The organism is Sphingomonas sp. CFBP 13720 (genome assembly GCF_014842075.1).
Lineage (GTDB): Bacteria > Pseudomonadota > Alphaproteobacteria > Sphingomonadales > Sphingomonadaceae > Sphingomonas.
The window spans coordinates 475,532-501,310 of the sequence record NZ_JACYVA010000002.1 but is presented as its reverse complement, the minus strand read 5'-3'; the positions used below and the strand labels follow the sequence as shown (position 1 = coordinate 501,310).

The window sequence follows — 25,779 nt, the reverse complement described above, 5'->3', positions numbered from 1 at the left end:
AAGCATTTGCGCACGGCCACCGGCGCTGATAGGGGCACCGGCCTACCAGCCACGGGGTTCCGGCTCCACAGGCGATCATGGGCGGCCATGGCGGAATTGGTAGACGCGCAACGTTGAGGTCGTTGTGGGCGAAAGCCCGTGGAAGTTCGAGTCTTCTTGGCCGCACCACCCCCCGGACAGGCTGTCCGGGGTTCCCGACAGCATCATTCGTTGAACAGCGGCTCCATGTCGCGCAGCAGTCGGTCGCCGGTCGCTTCGGGTGCGTCGAGCGCGGCTTCACGCAACGCAATTTCCACCGTGCAGCGATCGGCATCGCTGCGCTGATCGTTCAGCGCGGCGGTGACGGTCTGGATATCGAACCCGCTGCGTCGCGCGATGGCGGGCATCAGCGATGCCGGCAGCATGAAACTGGTGTCGGACGAGGGGCGTGGCGTGTTGCGCGACCGTAGTACGACCTTCTGCAACAACGCTCGCTGCCGCGACGGTAATGGTTCGGGCAGGTTGTCCGATGGCATGGCGACGTTGGCGGATATACAGGAAGTGGGACTGATGGATCGCCGTGCGCGCATGGCGTCGATGGTCCATCGGGCAAGGTCGCGGATCAGTGGGTCGGGCGCATCCGCCATGCCTGCGACGAGCCGCTGGTAGCGTAGTTCGGCGATGGCGCGGTAGACCGATCCGACGTCGGCCGGATCAGCCGGTGGAACCACCGCTCGACGGATCGCGTCGGCCAACCCGGGATTGACCGCCTCGACTTCGCCGATCCGTCGACCCGTCAGCGTCTGCGCCGCCGCGTTCGCGTCGGGCATGACCTGTACGACCGGCACGCGTACCGGTTCGGGCTCGCTACCCCCATTCATCAACAGGCGCAGGATTACGACGACCGCGATGATCGCCCACACCGTGATCTTGCCCGGACTCGTCCTTTCTACGGCGGCGGCGTCCCATTGGGCGACGCGTTCGGGTTCCATCCAGTGTTCGGCGATTGGATAGCGGGTGCGTACCGTCGTCATCACTTCGGCCACGTCGCCGCGTCCGCGCAGCTTGCGTCCGTCGGCATGCGTCAGGTCTTGCCACGCGCGGTGCAGCCGGTGCGACGGGTCGGACAGCAGCGCGACATAGCGCGTCGCCCCGATCCGCTCGACCACCTCCCGCGCCGCCGGCAGCAACGTATAATCGTCGCGTCGGTCGATCCAGCCGAACGCCGCCGCCGCCGGTTCCAGCAACGGGTCCGACCGGGGAACGGCGCTGGCCAGATTGTCGGCGAACCAGCGTTCCGCGCTGGCGGCGAAATCGACCTGCTCCAGCCGCGGATCGGCCAGCAGCGCCCGCCCGTGATGCGCGATCGCGTCGAGTTCCGTTACGGTCGGCGGCGCGTCGTCGGCGAACAGCAGGTCGACCAGCGCACGGTAATGCGCATCGATCGCGGCGGTCAGTTCGCCATCCGCGTCGGCTACAGGCGGTTCGTGGTGCGCGCGGGCGACGTCGATTTCGTCGAACCAGTCCCCGTCGTCGATCCAGTCCGCATCCTCGTCTGGCTCGTCCGCAACCATGACCGTGCCGCTATCCGCCCCCGCCAGCGTCGCGTCGCGCGCGGCGCGCAACCGGGCGAAGCCGTCGGGGTCGGCGTCGACGTCCATCGCCTTAAGCTTCGTCGCATAGGCGCGGCGGATCGCGCTCTTGTCGATCGTCGGATCGATGCCCAGCACCGCCCAGTCGCCGCGTGTCATAGGAACCGCTCGCCTTCGATCGCGTCCAGCGCCGCGCCGAACGCTGCCTGCGCCTCGCGGATAATGCGGTCGTCCTGTGTTTCGAGCGCGTTCTGAAACTGGCCCAGCATGTGGCCGATCGCCTCACGCCGGTCGCCGAGGAACGATTCATACGCGCGCCGCGCCCGCGCCAGCAGCGCCGCATTGACCGCGTCGTCACGCGGGTGGAACTTCATTGCGGCCAGCGCTTCGCGCCGTTTCGCCAGCTCGGCGGGATCGGGTGCGTCCTCCTCGTCGACGATCACCAGATTGCGCGTCACGCCGGTGTCGGGCACCGTCACGTCGATTTCCAGCAGCCCCGAACTGTCGTAGCTGAACCGGCAGTCGATCGACACCGCACCCGCCGGACGGGCTGGCACCGGCACGCGCACCTCGCCCAGCTTCACATTGCCCGAAACGTCGCGTGCCTCGCCCTGATAGATACCGAAATGGACCTGCCGCTGGTCGTTCTGCACGGTCGAGAATTGCGACACGCGGCTGATCGGGACCACCGAATTGCGTTCGATGATCGGGGAAAACAGCCCGGTGCGAAACCCGCCGCGCCCGTCGGGTTCGCTGGTATCGACGCCCAGCGTGAACGGGCACACGTCGGTCAGCCGGATTTCGTCCAATGCGGCGTCGCGTGCCAGCAACCCCGCCTGCACCGCCGCGCCCATCGCCACGGCATGGTCGGGATGCACCGTCGTCGCGGGAAAGCGGCCGAACATCCGGGTGACCGCGCGCCGCACGATCGGCATCCGCGTCGCGCCGCCGACCAGCACGACTTCGGACAACGTGGCGGCGGCGATCCCGCTGTCGCGCAACGACCGGAGCACGGGTTCGCGGATGCGCTGCAACAATGGCTGGGCGTGCGCCTCGAACGCGGCGGCGGTGACCGGAACGCTCAGCGTCACGCCGTCCGCCGTTACCGTCAGATCGGTGCTGTCGCCCTCGCTCAACGCGCGCCGGGCACGTTCGGCGGCCTGTGCCAGCAACGCCTCTGCATGATCGGGTTTCAGCGTCGCCAGCCTGCCGTCGGGGTCGAGCGTAGCGCGGGCAAGGTCGATCAGGCAGGCATTGAAATCGTCACCGCCCAGCCGGTTGTCACCCGCCGATGCCCGCACCTCGACCACGCCGTCGAACATTTCGACGATCGACACGTCGAACGTGCCGCCGCCCAGATCGAAGACGAGGAACGGTTCGTGATCGCCACGCTGCGCGATGCCGAACGCCAGCGCGGCGGCGGTCGGTTCGTTGATCAGCCGACGGACCGGCAATCCGGCCAGCTCGCCCGCGCGTCGGGTCGCCTTGCGCTGGCGATCGTTGAAATAGGCGGGGACGGTCACGACCGCGCCGGACACCGTGGTGCCGGTGAACGCCTCCACATCCGCCTTCAGCGCGCGCAGCACCAGCGCAGAGCAATGTTCGGAATCCAGCGTCTGCCCGGCCAGCGTCACGCTCTCGCGCGTTCCGATGCGGCGTTTGAAGCTGGTGACGGTCCGGTCGGGATGCGTCGCCATCCGGTCGCGCGCCGCACGGCCGATCAGGACCGCGCCATCCTCGCCGATGCTGACCGCCGACGGCGTCAGATACTCGCCCAGCGCGTTGGGCACCATCACGCTCGCCCCGTCGCGCCAGATCGCGACCGCGCTGTTGGTCGTTCCCAGATCGATTCCGACAATCATTCGTCACCCCCGTCGGGGCGGTTTTGTATATCATCGCGCCGTACCGGCAACCGGATCATTCGCGATTCAGGCGTACCGTCACCTGCGGGTCGAGGATCGCCATGATGAAATAGGCACCGGCCTGTTTCATGCGCGTCCACCATCCCGATCGTTCGCGGTTCAATTCGCGCGTGATGCGCCGCGACCGTGCGATCTCTCCATCCATATACGCGCGCAGATGCGCGGCGAACGCGGCGTCCTCCACCCGCAACATCAGTTCCATGTTCAGGAACATCGACCGGATATCGAAATTGGCCGAACCGATATGGACCGCGTCGTCGGCGACGAACAATTTGCTATGCAGCTTGGTCGGGCGATATTCGTACAGTTCCAGCCCGTGGCGCAGCAGGTGGCGATAGGTGAAGCGCGCGGCCAGCAGGGCGATGGCGTGGTCGGTCTTTTCCGGCACGACGATGCGCAGTCGCGTCCGCTCCGCCGCGCGGTCCAGCCGACGTGTCATCAACGGTCCCGGCGCGAAATAGGCGGCGATCATGTCGATCTGGCGTCCGTGGCCGATCTCGTGCTTCACCGTCCGCGCCCATGGCGACAGACGGCGCGATGGTCCGCCCATCAGCCACCGGATCGGGCCGCTATGCTCGCTCCATTGCGCGATCAGCCGCGACAATTTGCGCAGCGGCGCCTTGGGCAGCGCGATCCATGCCTTGAGCGCATCGAAATATCCGGCAAGCCGCCCGGCGGCCGGACCATCGACCAGCAGACCGATGTCGCGCCACGCCTGATCGGCTTCGGTGCCGAAATAGGAATCCTCGATATTGAAGCCGCCGACCATCACCCGCGCTTCGTCCGCCAGCGCCAGTTTCTGGTGATTACGCAACAGATAGCGTCGGCCGATCCGCGGCAGGAACACGCACACGTCGCCGCCCGCCTCGCGCAGCGGCCCGAAAAATCCCCGGCTGGCCGCCGCTTCCGCGCCCAGTCCGTCGACGATCAGCGACACGCGCACGCCGCGCTTCGCCGCCGCGACCAGCGCATCGCGCACCAGCGTGCCCGCGCGGTCTTCGGACCAGATGTAGAACAGCAGCCGCAACGATCGCCGCGCGCCCGAAACCAGCGCGAGCAGCACGTCGAGCCGGTCGGGGCCTTCGGTCAGCAGCGTCAACCGGTTGCCCGCGACGGTGAATACGGGCAGCGTGTCGGTCGTCATCCGTCCTCCGTGGATTACCCTACTACGCAACGGTACGGGGCCGGGGCAAGTTTCATTGACTTTGCGCGACGGGCGGACTAGGCGTCGCGCTTTCCGATACCCTCCGATCAAGTAAGGAAGGCGTTTCATGGCGCGCGTCACCGTCGAGGATTGCGTCGACAAGATCCCCAACCGGTTCGACCTGGTGTTGATGGCCGCACAGCGCGCCCGCCAGATTTCGGGCGGTGCCGAACTCACCATCGATCGCGACCGCGACAAGAATCCGGTCGTGGCGTTGCGCGAGATCGCGGAGCAAACTGTCACCCCGGCCCATCTGCAGGAATCGGTCATCGGTTCGATGCAGAAAGTGCAGATCGACGACGAGGAAGCGCCCGACGAACTCGGCTCGCTGGCCGCGTCGGCAGAGGCGCTGCGCCTCACCGCCGCCGCGCCGCCGCGCAACCAGAATGTCGGCGGGGACTATGACGGCTGAGGCTGTCGGGTCCTGACGCGACGAGGGGCGGTCCTGGGGCCGCCCTTTTTCGTTTCGGGGTGCGGGGGCCGGAGGTTTTGCATCTCGCCCGGCGGGCCGGCAGCGCATGAGCATGAACGCCGATCCGGCCTCGGCCCGCGCGCGCTAATCGTGTGCGCACAGGGTCGTAACCGGTGACGACGATGGAATCCTACGGAGCAACAAAACCGCTCGATCCGTGTCGGTGCAGCCGTGGCGGACTTTCGCTACCTAACCGGCAATTGGGATAATATTCGGAACAGTCGGTCACGCCCGGATTTACGCCAGCCGCCAGCCGCCAGCCGCCAGCCGCCAGCCGCCAGCCGCCAGCCGCCAGCCGCCAGCCGCCGCCCGGCTGAGAGGCTACGCTCCCAGCCAGGCCTTTCGGAACGCCCGCTGCGCTGCCGTCGGCGCCGCACCCGTCGTCTCGGCGGGGACGATTTCCAGCGTGGGGTCGGCCGCGACCGTCAGCGTCGCGTTGCGCTCCATGCCGCGCTGACGATAGCGGATCGCGACCTGCTGCCCCGGCGTCAGCTTCGCCGCCGCCGCCTGCCATGTCGCCATGTCGCCGATCGTCACCCCGCCGAGCGACAGGATCGCATCGCCCCGATCGACACCGGCGGCATAGAGCGGCGTGTTCATCGCGGGCGACTGCGCAAGGACGACCGCGCCGCCTTCGACCGTCATCTGCCCACCGATCCACCCCGACTGCGGTGCCGCCAGACGCAGCGTCAGCCCCGCCTGCGCCAGCAGCGGCGCGAAATCGGGCAGCACGCTATGGTCGATCGACGTGTCGAAGAACCGGTCGGCAAATCCTGCGTCGCCGGTCATCTGCGCCAGCGCCGCACGCAGATCGGCGGGGGTGTACGGCTTTTCGGGGGCGCCATGCGTCCGCCACAACAGCCGCATGTAATCGTCCAGCGACTTTCCGGGAAACCGCTGCCGCAACTGAAGGTCGAGCGCGAGCGCGACGATCTGGCCGTACGGGTAATAGGACGCGAAGATGTTGGGGTTGACCGGATCGATCGATCGCGCGGCATCGACGAACGGCGCACGCAGGCTCATTTCCTGCGGCGACGCGTCGGTCCGTTGCGGGAGGCGGGCGGGATTGTTGACGATGGCGTTCAGCGTCTGGCCCAGTTCGCCCAGGAACGTATCGAGCGTCGACAGCCCCGCGCGGCGGATCGCCAGCGGCCCGTAATAGGAGGTGAACCCTTCGGCCAGCCACAGCGACTGCGTCGGGTTGGCGCGGGTGAAATCGAACGGTTCCAACGAGGCGGGGCGGATGCGTTCGACGTTCCAGCTATGGAAGAATTCGTGGCTCAGCGTGTCGAGCTGGTCGTCGTTCGCCGCCGCCAGCGATCGCGTATCCGAAATGATCGTCGAGTTGCGATGCTCCATGCCATCGCCGCTGATGTGCGGCAGGTAATCGGCGATGAAGGTATAGCTGTCGAAGTCGTACGGCGCGGGCGCACCGAACAGCGCGATCTGTTGGCGGACCACGCGCTTCGCCTTTTCCGCGAACCGGTCGGCATCGGCGGCAGTGCCGGTGTGATGCAGCGCGAGGCGATAGGTCTGCCCGCCTTCCTGCCATTGGCGCAACATATGGTCGCTCAGTTCGGTCGGGCTATCCATCAGATATTGCAGGTTCGGTGCCCAATAGACGCCGGGCGCCGCGGTGGCGGGCAACTGTGTCGCGACCTTCCATGCCGGATCGGCTGCGCGGAACGCGACGCGGATCGGCTGCGCATCATAGCCGCTGGCCCACATCAGCGTCGCGGGCATGTTCAGATGCGCATGCGTCGCGTCGATCTGGGCATAGGTGCCGTCGCCGCGATCGCCGTACAGCGTGTAGGTCACGCTGACCGTGCCGTCATGCCCGGCCACGCTCCACCCATAAGGATCGGTGCGCGTCAGCTTCAGCGGCCGTCCGGCCCCGTCGCGCGCCGTAACGTCGTACACGTTCTTGGCGAATTCGTGGATCGCGTAGCGCCCCGGCGACGACCGCGCCATCTGGACCCGCAACGGCCCGACGGGAACGTTCGACCATGTCGCGGTGATCCGCGCTTCGTGATGCACCGCGTTGGGAAAGCTTACCTCGTATCGGATCGGCGCGGCGGGGCCGGGGTCGCTGGCGACGGGGCGCGGCGCGGGCGCGGTCTGGGCTGTGGCGGGCAACGCGATCAGCAGCGCGATCGAACAGGCGGTGGTACGGAACATCGGATCTTCCCCTTCGGTACGCCCGCGCTTCTATCGGCCCCGCGTCACGCTGGATAGCGGGCACGGCATTGATCGCCCCGGGCCACGCCCCACATCGGACGCGACCGGCATCCCGCCGGACGGCGACGACAGGGACGGCATGGGCAGCGACGATGGACGGGGACGGTCGGTCCCGCGCGGGCGATTGTCGCGGCTGGGCGCGTTCGGACGGATGGCGGGCGGCGTCGCGGGCGGGGTGATGGCCGAAGGGGTCAGGCGGCTGGCCGACGGACAGCGTCCCCGGATTAGCGACCTGTTGCTGACCCCGGCCAATGTCGGGCGCGTCGCCGATCAGCTATCGCATCTGCGCGGCGCGGCGATGAAGCTGGGGCAGATGATATCGATGGATGCGGGCGACGTGCTGCCGCCCGAACTGACCGCGATCCTCGCCCGGCTGCGCGACCGGGCACAGCATATGCCGCCGCAACAGTTGCAGCGCGTGCTGGCGGCCGAATGGGGCAAGGACTGGCGGACCCGCTTCGCACGGTTCGACGCCACCCCGGTCGCCGCCGCATCGATCGGACAGGTGCACCGCGCGACGCTGCCCGATGGGCGCGTGCTGGCGATCAAGGTGCAATATCCCGGCGTCGCCGAAAGCATCGATTCGGATGTCGACAACGTCGCGACGCTGTTGCGCGTGTCGGGGCTGCTGCCCGCCGGGCTGGACCTGAAACCGCTGCTGGCGGAAGCGAAGGCGCAACTGCACGAGGAAGCGGATTACGCCCGCGAAGGTGAACAGCTTACCCGGTTCGGCACGCTGCTGGCGGACGATCCGCGCTTCGTGGTCCCGGCGCTGCACGCCGATCTGACCACCGACCGGGTGCTGGCGATGGACTTCGTCGCGGGTGTGCCGATCGAGACGCTGGCGACCGCGCCGCAATCGACGCGCGACGGCGTGATGGCGACGCTGATCGATCTGGTCCTGCACGAACTGTTCGTGTTCGGATGGATGCAGACCGATCCGAATTTCGCCAATTACCGGTATCAGCCCGACAGCGGGCGGATCGTCCTGCTCGATTTCGGCGCGACCCGCCCGATCGCCGATGCCACTGCCGCCGCCTATCGCGCGCTGTTGCGGGCCGGGTTGGACGGGGACCGCGATGCGGTGCGCGATGCGGCGGTTGCGGCCGGGTTCCTCGGCCCGGCAGCGGTCGAGCGTCACCGTGCGCTGGTCGACCGGATGATCGACGTGATCCTGCACGAACTGGGGCAGGCGGGGCCGTTCGACTTCGGCGACCGCGCGTTCGTGGGCGTATTGCGTGAGGAAGCGACCGCGATGGCGGCCGACCGCGCGACATGGCACGTGCCCCCGGTCGCGCTGCTGTTCGCGCAACGCAAGATCAGCGGCACCGCATTGCTGGCCGCGCGGCTGAAGGCGCGGGTCGATGTCCGTACGATGGCGGAAGACCAGTTGGGCGGGTCCGCGCCCTGAAACGCTAACGTCCCGCCAGTTGCGCGTACAGGTCGCGATACGCGCCGATGATCGTGGGATGATCGTAATCGCGCAGCACGCGCCGCCGCATCGCTTCGCCCATTTCCCACCGTGTCGCCGGATCGGCGGCGATGCGACAGATGCCCGCAGCCGTCGCTGCCGGGTTGACCAGCGGGGTGACGATGCCGCCATGCCCCGGATCGTGCGGCCCACGCCCCTCGATCATCTCACGGCAACTGCCGACGTCCGGCGCCACCACCGGAATGCCGCACGCGCCGCCTTCGAGGATCACCAGCGGCTGCGCCTCCGACAGGCTCGTCAGCACCAGCAGGTCGATCTTCGCCATCCAGTCCTCGATCCGTACCCGCCCGGCAAAGGTCAGCACGTCGCCCAGTTTCAGGTCGGCGACCAGCCGGGTGCATTCGTCGGCATATTCGGGATCTTCGTCCGCCGGTCCGAGCACGACGAAGCGCAGATGCGGCTGTTCGGCATGCGCGATGGCGGCCGCGCGGATAAAGGTCTTGATATCCTTGATCGGCACCACCCGGCCGAGCAGCGCGACCAGCGGATGCGCGGGATCGCGCGCGTCCGCCATGCCTTCGAACCGGCGGGCGTCGATGCCGTTGGGGATGGCGCGCACCCGGTCGGGCGCAGCGCCCAGCCGCCGCTGCACCGCATTGTTTTCGCCGTACAGCGCGACGATCGGATCGCACGCATCGTAACAGGCGGTGGCATAGCTGGTGAAGGCGCGCACCCATAGGTCGCGCAGGTCGCGCACGCTGCGTTCCAGCTCCAGTCCGGTATCGACCTGATCGCCGATCCAGTCGGCCATCATCACCTCGATCTGTCGTTCCAGCAGGTAGATGCCGTGTTCGGTGATGAAGGCGGGCCGGCCGGTCTCGCGCGCCGCGCGGGCCGCCAGCAACCCGGCAAAGCCGGTCGAGATGGTGTGATAGGCGCGGGCGCGGGGCAGCGGCGCGGTCAGTACCGCCAGCAACCCGCCCAGCAGCACGCGCATCGCCCAGAAATAATGATGGAACGACGCCTTGGGCAGCATATCGCAATAATGACGCTGCAACCGGGCGAAGGTGGCAGGATGGCCCAGGATATCGCCCGGCGTCAGCACCCGTCCGGCCGCACCGATCCGGTCGATCAGCGTCGCCAGCGCCGACGACCCGCCAATGCCGACGAACTCGATCAGGGCATCGGCGATGGCCAGCGCATGTTTCGCCGGACAGCCGCGCGGCATCGTCGCCTGCGGGGCCAGCCCGATCTCCACGATCTGGACCACATTGGCGGGCGGGGTCAGGCGGAACGGCATCGCGGCGGCGGTCGGCTTGATCGCGGCGATGGCGAAGCGGACTTCGGGCAGGCTTTCGATCAGGTCCTGCAACCACCCCGATACCCCGCCGACGACATAGGGATACGCGCCCTCGACGATCAGGCAGATGTCGGCGTCCGGCCCGTCGGCGACCGCGTGGCTCATGCCGCCTGCCCCGCGCGCCACCACGCCGTCGCCGCTTCCATCGGATGGCCCGGCGTGGGCCGGCGATCGGGCAGCGTGCTGACCAGCGCGTCGATCGCGGCATAGTCGCCCGCCGCCCACAGCGCCTCGATCCGCGCCGGGTCGGTCGTGTTGGCGGGCATCAGCGCCAGCGCGTCGTCGCGCAGGTGGCTGCGCTGCGTGTCCGACAGCAGCACGTTGGCGCGCGCATGATCGGCCAGCAACGCCGCCAGCGCCGCATAGTCGCCGCTGGTTTCCAGCGCGGTGCGGGCGAGCGCGAGATTCTGTACGACGCGCGCCGACGCGGCGGCGGCCAGAGCGCGGATCGTCTGGTCGCCATCGGTCAGCGCCAGCGCGACCAGCGGCGACAGCGCCGGCTGGAACGAACGCACCACGGTTTCGAGCGCGAGCCGGCGCTGCGCGACCTCGCCGTGACGCATCACCGTGACCAGTGAATCGAGCGTGTCGGGCGCGGCGTGCATCACCCGCCCGTCGAGCATCCGCGCGGCGGCGAGCGTCGCGCCGCGCCGCGCCCGCGTCGGCCGCTGGACGGGTTCGGGCAGGTCGGCCACCGCCTGCGTCCGGTGCGGCAGACGCCGGACGACCTGCGGGACCAACAGCAACGCCACCGGGCCGAACACGCCGAGGATCGCGGTGGCGAAGTCGCGCCGTTGCGTACCGCGCATCCACAGCACGTATCCCGCGATGGCGAGCGCGACGTGCAGCACCGCCACCGGTCCGCGCCCGATCGCCAGCACCGCCACGTCCGCCGCCGCCAGCACGGCGATCGCGCGGGTCATGCGACCACCCGCTCCCGACGGCGTGCCGGTGCCGGCGCGCGTTCGATCGCCAACGGCGCCAGCCATCGCCCGACTTCGGCCATTTCGGCCAGCGCATGGGCATTCAGCGCGGCGAACGGCACGCTGTGCAGCACCACGCACCCGATCACGCGCCCGGTATCGGGATGGGGCAGGGGAATGGCGACGACGCCATGGCCTGCCAGCGCGGCGCGATCCGCCGGGTGCCCGACATGGACCGGTGCGTCGCGTTGCTCGACCAGCGTCATCAGCGTGTCGGGCAGCGTTTCCGCCTGCCCCGCCGCCGCCGGTCCGCGCAGCCATGCGCGCGCCTCGCCGTCGGTGCGTCGATAGCAGGTGAAATCGCCGGTCCGCGTGCCCAGCGCGATCAGTTCGGTCAGCACGGCGGGCCGTTCGGCCGCATCGGCGGTCGCCAGCCGGCTGGCGACGGCGACGACATGGCCGCCGCTGCAGGGATCGATCGCGACCTGCACCTGCAACGCGCGGTTGATATGTTCCAGCCGGTGGAACGCCTCGGTCAGGCGCGCGACGTTGCGCCGGGCAGTCTCGGCCCGCCGGTCGAGCCGGACATAGCGTTGCGTGCGCAGCATCGTCACCTCGCCCACCCCGACCGCCGTGACGAACCACAGCAGCGGCGGCAGCGACAGATGGAACAGATGGTCGAGGTAATCGCGCCCGCTCCCCGACATATCGGCGTGCGCCAGCCACAGGATCGACGCGATCGTCGCCGCGACCAGCGCCGGCCCGGTGCCGTATGCCAGCGCCATGACCATCACCGGCAGCCATAACGGGTTGGGATGCAGCCCGGCAAAGCCGGTCCCGCCGGTCAGCAGGTCGTCGACCAGCAGCAACGCACCGTAACATCCCGCCAGTTCGGCCGCGATCCGCCCGATCCGCCGCCACCGTTCGTTGCCCGCCACGATCATCGTCCGTTGCCCAGTCCATGCGACACCAGCGCGCGCGCGAAAAGCTGTTGTCCAGCAAAGCCGGTCCGCGCCACCGACGTGATCCCGCCGCTCCCCTCGATCCGCCAGCCCGCGCCGATCGGCACGTTCGCGCCGATGCTGGCGTTGGGCCCGTCGCCGCCGAACCGGTCGACCGTCCACCCGGCCAGCGCGGTCACCTGCGCCTCGCCCAACGTGGCGCTGGCCAGCCCCTGCGCGGTATGGTTCTCGCGGTCGACCAGCACGATCGCCGGCCCGCCGCGCTGCACATATTCCGCCTCGAACCGATAGGTCAGGCCGAACGCGATAGCGCCCCGCCGCACGATATAGTCGATCCCGCCGCTGGCGGTCAGCGTATCGCCCACGCCGCCCGACCCGGCCAGCCCATAGCGGTTGCCGCCCAGATCGACCTGCCCGACCAGTCCGGGCGCAAGCCGATAGGTCGCGCCCAGCGCGATGCGCGACAGATGCCCGCCGCGCAGCGCCTGTTCGGCGGTGGAATAGTCCGGCTGGTTCAGCAACAGCGCGGCACGCCATTGCGCCTCCGCCGATCCCGCCTGCACGCGAACCCCGCCGCCGGTGACGTTGCTGTCGATCGCGCTGGCCAGCACCAGTTGCACCCGCGTCGCATCGCTGGTCCGCACCGTTGCGGCCAGATCGACGATCGGCTCGCTGGTGTGCACCCGTCCGCCGGACGTGCGGACCCGGTTGCGTACGATCCTTGCGCCGCCACCGGCCGTGATCCGGTCGTCGATCGCGACGTCGACGCGTGTGGCCCATTCGACCTGGGCCAGATCGCCGCCGTCGCGCGAAGTGACCCCGACGCTCGCCACGCCCGGCGCGAAGCTACGCGCGCGGCGGGCCGTGCGATCCCCGGCCCCCAGCGCGCGATACCCGCGTGCCGCCCCCGCGATATCGCCATCGGCACTGCGGGCGTCGGCCACGATCCGCGCCACGCGTGGATCGGTGGGCCAGCGACGGGCCAGCGCTTCCGCCGCGCGCCGTCCCTGTCCCGGATAGCCGGCGGCGACATCCGCCTCGATCGCCAGCAACTGCGCATCCAGATCGGGGGCAGGGGCTGCGACCGGCACGTCTTCGCCGCGTTGACGCTCGAACACCACCGGCACCTCGTTGGCGTCGCGCCGCCAGCGCAGCGTCCATCCGGGGGCGGCACGCAGTACCAAACTGGTGTCGTTCCACCGCAGGTCGCCGATCCCGTCGCCGCCCGCGCGGCCGAACGCCGCGATCACCGCGTCGTCGACCGGCCGGTCGAACTGCAACACGATTTCGCGGTCGTCCCCCTCGACGCGCAGGTCGGTTCCGGCCGGCCACACCAGCCGCGCGTCGCCGCCGACCACCGTCGTGTCGGCCAGCACCGTGGCCGGAACCCGCAACATCGGCACCGGTCCGACGAACAGCAGCAGCGCCGCGATCATCGCGCCAGCACCATCCGTGCGGCGCCCGGCCTCCCCTCCGCGATCAGCAGGCGTGCGTGCAGCGTCGCCAGCGTCCGGTCGCGCGGCGCTTCGCGGCGCAGCGTCTCTACCATCGCCAGCGCTTCCGCCCTGCGCCCCAGCCGGTCGAGCAGCTCCGCGCGCGCCGCCCCGTCCGTCGGTGTCCGCGCCAGCGCACGTTCCAGCCATGGCCGCGCCGCACGATCGCCGCCGACGCGTGCCTGCGCATCGGCCATCAGCCGCAACGCCGCCACGTCACCGGGCAGTTCCACCAGTGCCGGGCGCAGCAATTCGATCGTCCGCGCCGCATCGCCGCCGTTCCACGCGGTCCACGCCAGATCGATCCGGTCGCGCGGATCGCCGATCCCGTCCGCCACGCGCAGCCGTGCCAGCGCCGCCACCTGCGCCGGATCGGCACGGCGGGGCAGGGCGGCGGTCGCCGTGCGCACCTGCGCCGCCGTAAGCGTCCGCCCGTCGAGCAGCATCGCCATCGCCGCCCGCGCGCCTGCATCGTCGCGCGCGGCATCGGCCAGTTTCAGCCGGGTGAGCAACAGGTCGGTCCGGTCGCCCAGCGGGTGGCGCGCGACGAACGCCAGTGCATCGGCTGCCCGGTCGCGTTCGGCATAGGCGGCGACCCAGCGCACCTGTTCGTCCGCCGGTCCGGTCGCCGCGCGCTGCCGCAACCACGCAAGATCGCGCGCGCCGGGTCGCGGCCCCATCAGGTACAGAAGCCGCTGCGCCGCCGGCGTGTCGGGATCGCCGGTCGCCGCCGCGCGCGCCAGTATGGCGATCGCATCGTCGCGGGCGCCCGCCGCCAGTAACCGTTCGGCGATGGTGCGCAGGTCGCCGCCCGTCTGCGCCTGCGCCAGCAGCATTGCGCGCAGCCCCGCCGTATCGCCCGCCGCAGTCAGGATCGTCTCGCGCGCCGCGTCGCGTTCCGCTTCGGGCAGCAGCATGGCGGCCCGCAGCGCGGCGGCGGTGTCGCGCTGTTTCTGCGCAACGTGGATGGCGGTCCATGGATCGGCCCGCCGCCAGTCGCTGCCCACCCGGTCGAGCGTCGCGATCAGGTCGATCCGTCCCATCGCGTCCAGCCGCCGGGCCAGATCGAGCGACAGCGCGGTATCGGGGCGCGGGATCGCATGCGTCTGCGCCGCCGCGACGAGCAAGTCGGGCCGGTCGAGGGCATAGCTGGCGGCGACGATCGCGGGGGCCGCCACGCCCGGCGCGCGAACCGCCTGTTCCAGCAGCGCCACCGCCCCTGCCGGTCGTCCGGTCTTGCGCAACAGGTCGACGCGCAACGGCCATGTCGCCGCACTCGCTCCGTCGGGTCGCGCCGCCAGATAGGCCAGTGCCACCGCACCGCGCCCAGCGGCGGCAAGGTCGTATGCGACCTGCAATGTCGTCACGGTCGCACCGTCGGCGACCAATACGGCGGTCAGCGCCGCCAGTTGCGCCGCGTCGGCGGTCGGGATCACGGCGGCGATATCGGGATGGACCGGTGGGCGGATCGCGGGGACGACCGGCAATGGTACGGCGGGCGGTGGCACGGCGACTGACGCGCCCGGCTGCGCCCGGCGTTCGACCTGCACGATCTCGCGCGGGCCGGGCAGCAACAGCACCGCCGCCGCCAGCATCGCCAGCCCGGCGACGGCCGGCACCCCGACCGCCATTCCGCGATTCGCCAGCCCACTCATCCGTGCGGTTCCGGCCAAAGCCGGTCGAGCGCCAGCGTCGCGACATAGGGATGGAACCCGGCGGCGCGTTCGCGGGCATAGAGCGCGGCGACCTGTGCCCGGTCGTCGGGCTTCCAGTAATCCAGCGTCATGACGCCCAGCGTCGGGTTGGCCGCCTGTGCCGCGCGCAACCGGTCGGCCTGCCACTGCCAGTCGCTGTCCGACAGCAACTCATACTGTTTGCTCGCGAAGTTCCAGCGCGACGCCATCGCTTCGCCCAGCACGTAATCGATGCGGTCCGCGACCGTCGGCAACGCCGCATAGCCCCGGTTCATCATGATGCGGATCGCGGGGAACGCCGCGCGCACGGCGGCTATCAGCGCCGTGCCCGCTGCGACCATCCCTTTGTTATCGGTTGGGTTCTGCCGTTCCATCGCTTCGGCGTTATCCATCGTATCGATGAAGATTCCGTCATAGCCGAGCGAAAGAATCGCCGGCACGATCGTCGTCACCACCGCCTTTGTCCAAGCGGGGTGGCGCAGGTCGACGAAGCGGGCGTCGGGCCAGTTCGGATTGGGTTTGCCCAGGGCACCCGCGCGGTCCAGCGCGGCGAAATAGGGGCGGTTGCGTTCGACCTCGCCGAAACTGACATAGCCGAGCAACCGGCTGCCTGCGCCACGCAACGGCGTGATCGGCCGGGCATGGTGCGGCTCCAGCACTAGCAGCGAATAGCTGCGTGCCAGCACCGGATCGGTCGCCGCGCCATAATCGACTGCCCATCGCAGCGTATCGCCCGCGCCCGATACCGTTCGCGGCCGCAGCCCCAGCGCGGCGCCCATCACCCCTGCGCCCGCCGCCATGAACCTGCGCCGCCCGATCGTCACAACAATCTTCCCCCATGTCCGACCACCGCCGGATTGTTACCCACGAACAACAGATAGGTCAGGTTGACGCTGGCTTCGGCCACCATTGCGATGCCGACTGTTGCCCCCGCCAGCGCGCCCGCCATGTACCCCCAACCGAACGCGGCGAAGCCGGCGTCCCATTGCGCCAGCGTGGCCAGCGCGCTGCCCAGCGCGAACGCGCCCCATGTCACCAGGATGCGACCGAACAGGTCGTAATAGGCCAGCACGACCGTCGTCGCGATCGTCACCAGATGGAATACGACCCCGGCCGACGTCTGACGAAACGCAAAGATCGCGCGCACGTCCGCGCCGATCAGGTCGAAGAACGGGATCGCCAGCACCCATGCCAGCGCGGCGAACAGCGCTTGCACCAGGATCAGCAACCGCAACCCGTCGAGGATCGTGCGGACCACGTCGCCACGCGCTTCCTCGATCCGCTCCAGCGTGGACGTGCCGGTGCATCGCGCCAGCATGCTGCCGAATACGCGGTCGAACCGCGTTTCGGTGACGATCAGCAACAGCGTCAGCCCCGGCACGATCGTCAGCAGGCCAAGGAAACTTCCCTCGTCGTTGATCGGGTTCAGCCGCAACAGGCCCACGGCGCGCAGGCTGGCCGGGCCGAACCACAGGATCCATTTGTCGATCCAGATCGCGGCGACCCCGGCGACCCCGGCGGCGGCGACGATCCCCGCCAGTCGGGGCGACATCGCGCCGGGCGGCAGCGGCGACGGCGCGCCGACGAAATATCGCCGCAGGACGAATGCGATCGCGCCCAAAGTCACGCCGACCCCGCCCGCAATGACCGTCAGCACCGTCGTCACGCCCGGCGACGGCAATATCAACAGCACGATGGTGGCGGCAACGATGCCCAGTAGATACGCGCCGGGCACGGCGGTGAAGCGTTTGAGCGCGGTCAGCATCGGCGCGGCGATCCAGATCTGCGTCAGCCATGCCAGCGTGATCGTCGCCGCCAGCGCCTGCACCGGCGGCAATCCACCCAGCACGCCGAACAGCAGCGCGCCCGCCGTCAGCCCGAACGCACCGCCGACCGCCAGCGCCAGCAACAGGATGCCCGGAATTCCGGCCGCATCGCGCGCGAACAGCCGGTCGGCGACCATCCGCGTCGCGACGATCCCGATCGGCGCGGCGGCCAGCGCCGACAGGCTGAACGCATAGATCAGCACCGTCTGCACCACCCGCGCGGCATCGGGGGTCAGGTGGCGTCCGGTCCAATGCCCCAACAGCGCCATGGCCGCGGCTGTCACCAGCCACGGCCCGGCACTGATGACCGCCCCATGCGCGGCGGCGGCGGCGATCCCGCCGACGCCCCCTTCGCGCGCCACCCGCGCGAGTTGAAACCCGATCCCGGCCATGTCCGGTGTCTACCCCCGCAAACCCAAGCCGAAGGACCGGTACAGTCGGAATCTTACCAAATTACAGGAAGAAGTCGCTGGCGGTGAGCGTGTGGTGCCCCAGCAGCGCGATCGCGAAGTCGGCGACGCTGCCCGGACCGGTATTGCCCTCGACGACGGTATATTCCTTCCCGTCGACGAACTGGTAGTTGTAGCGGATCTGCGCCGGGCCGCTCAGGCGTGCCGAGCCGATCAGCGAGAATGCCTGATCGCCACGTGCCAGAATGTTGGCGTCGATCGCCGACAGGTCGATCTTGTCCTCCCCCGGCCGGAAATCGGTGATGACGTCGCGCAGCGACGTCAGCGCGAGGGTGTCGAGCGACTTTTCGAAGCGGAAGATATCCGCACCCGCTCCGCCGGTCAGCATGTCGCGGCCCTCGTTGCCGATCAGCACGTCGTTGCCGTCGCCGCCATTCAGCGTGTCGTTGCCCCAGCCGCCGGTCAACCGGTCGTTGCCGCCCAGACCGTTGAGCACGTCGTTGCCCCAGTAACCGTCGAGCACGTCCTGCTCGCTGGTGCCGGTCAGCGTTTCGGCGAAGATCGATCCGGTCCGCGTCACGCCGACCACGTCGGTCACGCCGACCGACAGGACCTGCGTATCGGTCGCGCCGCGCGAATCGGTGGCGACGACCGTCACGACATAGACGTTGTCGCGATTGGCATCGGTCGGCTGCTCGAAATCGGGTGCGGTCAGGAACTTGAGCACGCCGGTCGTGCCGTCGATCGTGAACTTCGCGCCGTCGCCGCCCGCACCGATCGAGAACTTCACCGTGTCGCCCATCGCCGCATTGGCGTCGGTCGCGGTGAAGCTGGTCAGCGCGGCGACGTTCTCGGCGATCGACAGCTTGGCCGTGTCCGCGCCGCCGAACGAGGTCAGGACCGGGCCGCTGTTGGCGATCTGCGTGATCTTGACGTTGTGCGTGCCGATGGCGCCCAGATCGATCGTCGCGATCTCGCCGACCAGCGAGGTCGAGATACCGCCTTCGATCGACACCCAGTTGGTGCCGGGGGCCTTCAGGTCGACCACGACCTTGCCTTCGCCGGCGACCGTGAAGCTCAGGTCGCGTCCGTCGCCGCTCAGCGTCATCAGCGACGCGCGCATCGGCAATGCGGTGATGTGGGTCACATCGTCGGCGGCCGCGCCCATCTTGATCTGGAAATTGCCGCCGGCCATCGGCAGGAACACCTTGTCGTTGCTATAGGCATACCAGCCCGCGACGCTCTGGATCACCTGCCCGGTCTTCTGTCCGTCGACGTCGAGCGCGAACAGCCCGGTGCCGCCCGCCGACGATACGCTTGCGGTGATCGTGTCGCCGCTCACGCTGCTGACGATCTGCGCCTGATCGAACGATGCGATGCGCGCGGCCAGATCGGCCAGCGTCACGAACTCGACGCCCGCCTTCGCCGCGCGTTCGACCCAGTTGGTGAACATCTGCTGCGTGTACGGGCTGACGCCGTCCAGCGTCCACGCGGTGGGGCCGTAATCATGCCACGGCCACACCACCACCGGCGCGTCGCCGTGCGCGGTCAGCTCAGTGAACTCCTTCGCCCACACCGCTTCGGCTTCGGCGACGGTCTTCTTCTGGAACTCGATCAGCGTGAAGTCGAACGACGTGTTCGGCGCGATATAGACCTTGCCGTCGACCGCGTTCTGCGGGGTCATGAACCCGAATGCGTTGGGATAGCCGGCACCGATTCCCGAATAGCCGCCCGACAGATAGGTGACGTATTTCAGGATTTCCTGCGACGTCGCGATCTGTTCGGGCGCACCGGGCACCGCCGCGCCGCCGACCGATACCGGCTTGCCAAGGAAGCTGCTCAGCTGCTGCTCCAGCTCGGCGCGGTTCTGACCGAATTCGAACTGGATCTGTTCGTCGGTCAACAGGTTGGTGTCGTGCGGGTGGGTATAGCTGTGCGACCCCAGCTCGTTGCCCATGTCGAGCAACGCCTTGTAATAGGGCAGCGACACCGCCCAGTCGGTCGACTGGCCGTTGGCCGCGTCGTTGCCGATGTTGACGTAATAGCTGCCGACGAAATTATACTTCGCCTTCCAGTCCGCAAGGATCGGGATCATCTTGTCATAGATGCCCGGCGCACCGTTCTCCGGGTTGACCTCGTCGCGCTCCTGGCTCTGGTCCATGTCGTTGCGCGCCGCGACCATTCCGGTGTCGCGCGTCATCTGCAACCCGACCGACAATCCGCCGCCATGGACCGAATAATCGATCGCCTTCTGCAGCATATTGTCGTCGGCCATTACCGCTTCGCTGGAAAACAGCACGTTGCGGCCACCGGTCTGCGTGGCGAGCGCGGCGGCATAGGTCTGTCCGCCGACCGTTTCGGTCGCGATCGTCGTACCCTTGCCGCTGACGCTCGTGAACGCGTTCCAGCCCACGGCGGTGTACTGATGGATCACCTCGCCATCGGCATAGCCGTCGAGCACGAGGCCGGCGGCGTCGGTCACCTTGACCGTGACGTCGGCGGGGAAGCCGCCGGTCACGCGGGTCGCGTCGAACAACAGCTTCATCCGCGAATAGCTGTCACCTGCCAGCGCGCTGCCATCGGCGGCGTTGGTCATGAACTCGCCCGCCGCGACCAGCCCGATGCCGTACTGCTTGGTCGCCAGCTCCAGCGTCTGCGTGATCTTGTCGACCATTGCGGCATCGACGTTGCGGAACGACGGGAACACGATCGTGTCGTATTTCGCCAGCGTGGTCAGGCTGGTCAGGTCGGATTCGGTCAGGATGTCGAACGGCACGCCCGACTGCATCGCCTGGCTCTGCGCCGCCATGAACAGCTGCGAATAGGCGGTCTTGCTGAAATAGGCGTTGGCGGTGCTTTCCGACCACACGATCGCGATGCGCTGCGCCGGATCGGCGGGCGTGGTGGCTTCGTTGAACACGGTGAAGGCCGGGCCGGAATAGTCGCCGGGCAGGAACGCGCCGTCGTTGACGTCGTACAGCGTGTCGATCGCCTGCGGGTCGCCGATCGCGGCTTTGGGAACGCGGAACTCGACGGTGGTGCGGTCGGCCGACCACGCCGCCTGAAGGTTCGCGGCGACCAGCGTCTCGCCCGCGCCGCCGGTGTACAGCGACACGGTGCCGTCGGCGTTGAAGTTGACGTTGTATTCGGCCCCTGCGGCGAACCCGAACACCTGATACCCGGTCTTGGCGTTGCGATCGGTGTTGAGCCACGCGGTGGTGTTCGCACCGATCGCCGTGGGGGCGGTCATCGCGAACGCGAAGCTGTCGCCGTCGCTGCGCGCACGGATCGCATAGCCTTCGCCCAGACCGCGATCGATGCGGTCGACGGCGTTCCAGTCGGCCAGATTGCCGTCGATCAGCACGGGGTTCACGTTCGCCATTTGCCTTCAGTCCCTGTTCGGTTGCGCCGTCGGGGCCGGTCGGGCCAGCGGCTGACCGGGCGCTTCGCATCGCAGTGGAACAGGGGCAAGGCCGGACGACGCGTCCGTACCATCAGCACATAGTTAATTTGTATCAGTCCGGAACGTGGGGTTTCGAAACGGGACGAACGGCGAAGATATGTCGATTTTTTCTGAAACTTCGCCGCGCAAATCCGGCCGCGGCCGACCCGGCTTTCGCCGAAACGGCCGCAGCGATCTTAACCAGATTCGGTATGAACCGGCCGCCGCAGCCACTGCCGCAACAGCATCGTCACCTCGCCCGGCCGCTCCATCGGCGACAGATGCCCGCACGATCGCAGCACGTGAAACACTGCCCCCGGTATCCGGTCGGCCAGCGCCCGTGCATCGTCGGGGGTACAGATGCGGTCCCGATCGCCGACCGCGACCAGCGTCGGCACATGGATGGCGCCGATCGCGTCGCTGATGTCGGGCCGGGCCAGCAATGCACGCTGCTGGCGTTCGAACACCGCCTGCCCCACGCGCTCCGCCATCGCCTGCGCCGGGCCGGCGACGATCGCCGTCAGCCGCGGATCGGCATGCGGGGCGGTGGCCAGCAACCCCTGTCCGACGACGGTGCGCGGACGGATGTCCATCGTCGCGCGGGTTCCGAACAACGCGACGCGCGTCACCCGTTCGGGGGCCTGCCGCACCATCTCCATCGCGACGTACCCGCCGAGGCTGACGCCGGCGACCGCGAAGCGCGGCGGACATTCCGACAACACCCGCGTCGCCATGTCGGACAACGTGTCGTCCTGTGCCAGATCGCTGAACTCGGGTGCCGCCCGGTCGCCCAGATCCATGATCTGGCGTGCCCATAGCTGGCCGTCGCATCCCATGGCGGGCAACAGCATCAACGGTTCGGGGGAATGATCCATGCCGGGCGCTCCTTATGCGACGAACGGAAAGGCGAGGGCGATCATGCCGACGATCGTCATCACCACGCACACCCCGATCGCGGGCAGCAGCGTGAAGCGCTGGTGATCGGCCAGGTCGATTCCCGCCAGGCTGACCAGCAGATAGGTCGACGGCACCAGCGGGCTGAGCAGATGCACCGGCTGTCCCATCAGCGACGCGCGCGCGATCGCCATCGGTTCGACCCCGTAATGCGATCCCGCCTCGGCAAGGATCGGCAGCATCCCGAAATAGAAGGCGTCGTTGCTGATGAAGAAGGTGAAGGGCAGGCTGAGCAGCGCGGTGATCGGCGCCATGTACGGCCCCAGCACCGGCGGGATCATGCCCACGACTTCCTTGCTCATCGCCTCGACCATGCCGGTTCCGCCGAGGATGCCGGTGAAGATGCCGGCGGCGAAGATCAGCGACACGACCGACAGCACGTTGCCGGCATGCGCGGCGATGCGTTCCTTCTGTTCGGCGACACCCGGATAGTTGACGATCATCGCGATCGCGAACGCGATCATCATCAGCACCGACAGCGGCAGGATGCCCCATACCAGCAGCGTCAGCAGGGCGACGACCAGCAGGCCGTTGAACCAGATCAGGTGCGGGCGGCGCGCTTCGGGATATTGCGACACCGCCATGCCGGTGAATTCGACCGGCTGGTTCGCCTTCACATGGCCGATGCGGTGGCGTTCCTTGCGTCCGAACCACACGGCCAGCGCCAGCAGCGCGGCAAGCCCGGCCAGCATGCCGGGGATCAGCGGCAGGAACAGCGTGGCGGGATCGAGCTTCAGCGCGCTGGCGGCGCGTGCGGTCGGCCCACCCCATGGCGTCAGGTTCATGATGCCGCTGGTCAGCATCAGCAGGCAGCACAGGTACAGCCGGTTCATGTCGTAGCGTTTGTACAGCGGCAGCAGCGCGGCGATGGTGATGATGTACGTCGTCGATCCGTCGCCATCGAGGCTGACGACCGCGCACAGCGCGACCGTGCCCAACAGGATGCGCATCGGATCGCCATGCACCAGCCGGATCAGCCGCCCGACCAGCGGATCGAACAGTCCCGTGTCGGTCATGGTCGAAAAGAACAGGATCGCGAACAGCAGCATCACGCCGGTGGGCGCAAGGTTCTTGATGCCGTCGATCATCATCGGACCCAGCCCTGCGGCCTGTCCGGCGATCACGCCGAAGATGGTCGGAATGACGATCAGCGCGACCAGCGGCGTCATCTTCTTCGTCATGATGAGCGTCATGAAGACCGCCACCATCGCGAAGCCAAGCAATGCGAGACTCATGTTCGTGGTTCCTTGGATGATGGGATCAGAAGGTGACGGCGACGCGGCCGCTGACGGTCTGCCCGGCATCGCCGCCGGTGTACGCCCCGGCGCGATTGTCGGTGTCCCAATGGATCGCGTTGAGCTGGAACCGGGTGAAGCTGTTGAGATACCAGTTCACGCCGATCGTCCCGGCCCAGCCTTCGCCGCCGGTCAGCAGGTCGGTGTAATCAAGGCTTTCGTAGCGCGCGGTCAGTTCGATCGCGCCCGGCCCGCCGTCGAACGTCGGGCGCTTGACCTTGGGCTGGCCGAAACTGCCCAGCCGCGGATTGTACGGCGGAAGGTCGCCGGTCAGGAAGAACCCGCCGGACACGCTCCACGCCTTGCTGTCGAAATCGCCGTTGGCGACCGTGCGTGCCTCGCGCCGGCCCGCTTCGGCCATCAGCCACAACGGCCCGCGATAGCCGCCCAGTTCGAGCCCGTATCCGGTGGTGCCGGTGCCGCCCAGCAGCGTGCCCGACGATACGCGCAGGCCACCGTTGAACCGTCCGCCGATCACCGTGTTGCGCGTCAGCGCGGTATTGGCGGGCGATACCGCCTCGTCGAAACCCCATGCGCCCAGATGCAGGACGGCATCGTCGGTCTTGATCGGGTTCCAGTGGGCACGCGCCAGGACGGTGCGCCCGTCGCCGACGGTCTGCGATCCGTCGACCCGGTCGCCGGTGACGGTCAGCGATGCGTGGCCGGTCTTCCAGAACACGCGCGGCATGACGCCCAGACCATAGAATCCACGCTGCGGGATGATCGCGGTGGCGACGACGGTGCGTTCGAGGAACGGCGTCGAATCCGATCCGGTCGATCCTTCGAATCCGCGATCGTTGAACAGGTGCCCGACGCGCACGTCGTAATCGATCCCCGGCGCGATGCGGTTGCGCCAGCCCATGAACGCGGTGACGACATCGACTTCGTTTTCCGAAAAATCGGCCTCGAACTGATAGAAGAAATGCGTGCCGACCCCGCCTTCTAGGCCAAGGCGCAACGCGCGCATGCCGGTGGTGGTCAGGTTGCGTCCGGCATAGTCCGAACCGAAGGTCGTGCTGACGTCGGTCAGGATGCGTCCGCGCGGCTTGAACGTGTACACCCCGTCGGCCGAATGGAAGACCGGCAGACCCGCGCCCCATTCGGTGGTCAGCCCCGACGGATTGTCGCGCGCCGCCTCCGCCTGTGCGACGTTGCGGTCGGCGGGACCGGGCGGGGCGAGCTGCGGTGCGAACGGCACGGTGCGGCGCGGTTGGGTGCCCTGTACCGGCGGCGCGACCTGCGCGACCGCGACGGGGGGAGCGGCGACCGAGGGTGCCGGAAGTGCGGGAGCGGCGGCGGTCACGGTGGACCCTTCGATCCGGTCCAGCCGGGCCTTGAGCACGGCGATCTCCGCCGCCTGTTGCCGGACCAGTTCGGCCAGATCGGCCGGGGTCGGCGTCTGTGCCAGCGCCGGGGTGGCGGTGACGAGCGCGATCAGCGCGCAACTGCCATGCAGGAATGTCATGAAATGGCTCCGGTAAGGATCGCCCGCCATTCGCGCAGGAAGCGCTGACGGGAGATGCGGTCGAGATTGACGAGAAGCTGCGGCCCGACGCGGATCGGGCGGGCCTGTGCGGCGGCAAGGCGGCGTGCGGGTACGTCGGTGCGTACCGGCCACAGGCTGCGCTGCGCCAGCAACGCCTGTCCGCGCCGTGACAGCAGGAAATCGAGGAACAGCTTGGCGGCGGCGGGCGACCGCGCGTCGCGGGCGATGAAGGCGATGCGCGACGTGACCAGCGTGTAATCGGTCGGAAACACCACGCCGATGCGGCGGTCGGCCTTCGCCTTTTCCAGCGCGTACGATCCGATGACGTTGTACGCGATCGCCTGCCGCCCCGCCGCCACCGCCGCCAGCATCGGTTCGGTATTGGCCGCCAGCACCGGCTTGGTCGCCGCGATTGCCGACAACAGGCTGCGCGTGTCGCGCGTGATCGCCATGTCCTGCGTCAGGTACAGATATCCGACGTTGGACCGCGCCGGGTCGAACGTCGTCACCCGCCCGGTAAAGATCGACCGCCGCGTGCGCAGCAGCGCCTCCAGCGCGGCATGGCTGCGCGGCATTTTCGCATCGGAGATCAGGCGACGGTTGTACACGATGCCGATCGGCTCGGCGGTGACGCCATAGCCCATGTTCTTCCACACCGACTGCGGCGGCAGCGCGGGCTTTTCGGGACTGGCATAGCCCTGTGCGAACCCGTCGTTGATCAGCTTGACCTGAAGGTCCATCGCCGACGACCAGACGATGTCGGCCGACGGCCGCCGCGCGCGGGTCTCGCCGACGACGCGGCGATAGATCTCGACGGATTGCAGGTCGACATAGCGTACCGCGATCCCCGGATAGGTCCGGCGGAACGCGGCGACCATCGGCACCAGCTCGGCGGTGTCGGCATTGCCATAGACGGTGACGATCCGTTCCGCCTTCGCCGCCGCGACCAGCGCGTCGTACGACCGGGGATAGCCCGCCGGACGCTGCGCCGCCGCCGGGGTCGCCAGCGCACCGAACGTCATCGCCAACAGAAATAGGATCTTTCGCATCCCGGCTCCTCTCGCTTTTCCGCTTCTTCGATCGGATAAGCTGTGA

Annotated in this window: 18 protein-coding genes and 1 tRNA gene; 3 read left to right on the top strand and 16 right to left on the bottom strand. The window is 68.5% G+C overall.

Annotation, left to right across the window (positions count from 1 at the left end; genetic code table 11):
• The first annotated feature begins 81 nt into the window (after positions 1-81).
• A tRNA-Leu gene (locus IFT55_RS07455) sits at positions 82-168 on the top strand.
• Positions 169-203: 35 nt separating this feature from the next.
• Here IFT55_RS07455 and IFT55_RS07450 read toward each other — a convergent pair.
• Genes IFT55_RS07450 through IFT55_RS07440 form a run of 3 tightly spaced genes read right to left on the bottom strand, consistent with a single transcriptional unit; the run spans position 204 to position 4,637 of the window.
• Entirely contained in the window at positions 204-1,730 is a 1,527-nt protein-coding gene (locus IFT55_RS07450; protein WP_192090565.1) for a hypothetical protein, read from the bottom strand.
• Positions 1,727-3,433, bottom strand: a complete 1,707-nt coding sequence (locus IFT55_RS07445) for an Hsp70 family protein (protein WP_192090563.1) — start codon at positions 3,431-3,433, stop codon at positions 1,727-1,729. The genes IFT55_RS07450 and IFT55_RS07445 overlap by 4 nt, the downstream gene beginning before the upstream one ends.
• A 55-nt stretch (positions 3,434-3,488) precedes the next feature.
• Positions 3,489-4,637: a phospholipase D-like domain-containing protein gene (locus IFT55_RS07440; protein ID WP_192090561.1), complete on the bottom strand. Its 1,149-nt coding sequence runs from the start codon at positions 4,635-4,637 to the stop codon at positions 3,489-3,491.
• Positions 4,638-4,764: 127 nt separating this feature from the next.
• On the opposite strand from IFT55_RS07440, the gene rpoZ reads away from it, so the two are divergent.
• Entirely contained in the window at positions 4,765-5,109 is a 345-nt protein-coding gene (rpoZ, locus tag IFT55_RS07435) for a DNA-directed RNA polymerase subunit omega (protein ID WP_192090560.1), read from the top strand.
• Positions 5,110-5,490: 381 nt separating this feature from the next.
• Here the strand turns inward: rpoZ and IFT55_RS07430 are convergent, their stop codons facing one another.
• Positions 5,491-7,347: a M61 family metallopeptidase gene (locus tag IFT55_RS07430; RefSeq protein WP_192090558.1), complete on the bottom strand. Its 1,857-nt coding sequence runs from the start codon at positions 7,345-7,347 to the stop codon at positions 5,491-5,493.
• A gap of 139 nt (positions 7,348-7,486) precedes the next feature.
• Here IFT55_RS07430 and IFT55_RS07425 point away from each other — a divergent pair, with 139 nt between their 5' ends.
• Entirely contained in the window at positions 7,487-8,818 is a 1,332-nt protein-coding gene (locus tag IFT55_RS07425) for an ABC1 kinase family protein (protein WP_192090556.1), read from the top strand.
• Positions 8,819-8,822: 4 nt separating this feature from the next.
• Here the strand turns inward: IFT55_RS07425 and pelF are convergent, their stop codons facing one another.
• From pelF to IFT55_RS07365, 12 genes are all read right to left on the bottom strand, one after another.
• Positions 8,823-10,304 carry a GT4 family glycosyltransferase PelF gene (gene pelF, locus IFT55_RS07420; RefSeq protein WP_192090554.1) on the bottom strand — a complete coding sequence of 494 codons (1,482 nt, stop codon included), beginning with the start codon at positions 10,302-10,304 and terminating at the stop codon, positions 8,823-8,825.
• On the bottom strand, positions 10,301-11,122 hold the full coding sequence (locus IFT55_RS07415; RefSeq protein WP_192090552.1) for a hypothetical protein: 822 nt from the start codon (positions 11,120-11,122) through the stop codon (positions 10,301-10,303). Before IFT55_RS07415 ends, pelF begins: the two co-directional genes overlap by 4 nt.
• Positions 11,119-12,066: a hypothetical protein gene (locus IFT55_RS07410; protein WP_192090550.1), complete on the bottom strand. Its 948-nt coding sequence runs from the start codon at positions 12,064-12,066 to the stop codon at positions 11,119-11,121. The genes IFT55_RS07415 and IFT55_RS07410 overlap by 4 nt, the downstream gene beginning before the upstream one ends.
• Positions 12,063-13,520, bottom strand: coding sequence for a hypothetical protein (locus IFT55_RS07405; protein ID WP_192090548.1), 1,458 nt, complete (start codon positions 13,518-13,520; stop codon positions 12,063-12,065). The genes IFT55_RS07410 and IFT55_RS07405 overlap by 4 nt, the downstream gene beginning before the upstream one ends.
• Positions 13,517-15,232: a hypothetical protein gene (locus IFT55_RS07400; RefSeq protein WP_192090546.1), complete on the bottom strand. Its 1,716-nt coding sequence runs from the start codon at positions 15,230-15,232 to the stop codon at positions 13,517-13,519. Before IFT55_RS07400 ends, IFT55_RS07405 begins: the two co-directional genes overlap by 4 nt.
• Positions 15,229-16,095, bottom strand: coding sequence for an endo alpha-1,4 polygalactosaminidase (locus IFT55_RS07395; RefSeq protein ID WP_342029252.1), 867 nt, complete (start codon positions 16,093-16,095; stop codon positions 15,229-15,231). The genes IFT55_RS07400 and IFT55_RS07395 overlap by 4 nt, the downstream gene beginning before the upstream one ends.
• Positions 16,092-17,489 (bottom strand): exopolysaccharide Pel transporter PelG, encoded by a 1,398-nt coding sequence (pelG, locus tag IFT55_RS07390; protein ID WP_192090544.1) that lies wholly within the window; start codon positions 17,487-17,489, stop codon positions 16,092-16,094. The genes IFT55_RS07395 and pelG overlap by 4 nt, the downstream gene beginning before the upstream one ends.
• A gap of 61 nt (positions 17,490-17,550) precedes the next feature.
• Positions 17,551-20,889, bottom strand: coding sequence for a M10 family metallopeptidase C-terminal domain-containing protein (locus IFT55_RS17565; RefSeq protein WP_192090542.1), 3,339 nt, complete (start codon positions 20,887-20,889; stop codon positions 17,551-17,553).
• 257 nt (positions 20,890-21,146) lie between these two features.
• On the bottom strand, positions 21,147-21,824 hold the full coding sequence (locus tag IFT55_RS07380; RefSeq protein ID WP_192090541.1) for an alpha/beta fold hydrolase: 678 nt from the start codon (positions 21,822-21,824) through the stop codon (positions 21,147-21,149).
• Between the two features lie 12 nt (positions 21,825-21,836).
• A complete protein-coding gene (locus tag IFT55_RS07375; protein ID WP_192090540.1) occupies positions 21,837-23,138 on the bottom strand; it encodes a CitMHS family transporter in 1,302 nt (433 codons plus the stop codon).
• Positions 23,139-23,163: 25 nt separating this feature from the next.
• Positions 23,164-24,663 carry an OprO/OprP family phosphate-selective porin gene (locus IFT55_RS07370; RefSeq protein ID WP_192090539.1) on the bottom strand — a complete coding sequence of 500 codons (1,500 nt, stop codon included), beginning with the start codon at positions 24,661-24,663 and terminating at the stop codon, positions 23,164-23,166.
• Positions 24,660-25,733, bottom strand: a complete 1,074-nt coding sequence (locus IFT55_RS07365) for an ABC transporter substrate-binding protein (protein WP_192090538.1) — start codon at positions 25,731-25,733, stop codon at positions 24,660-24,662. The genes IFT55_RS07370 and IFT55_RS07365 overlap by 4 nt, the downstream gene beginning before the upstream one ends.
• Positions 25,734-25,779: the final 46 nt, after the last annotated feature.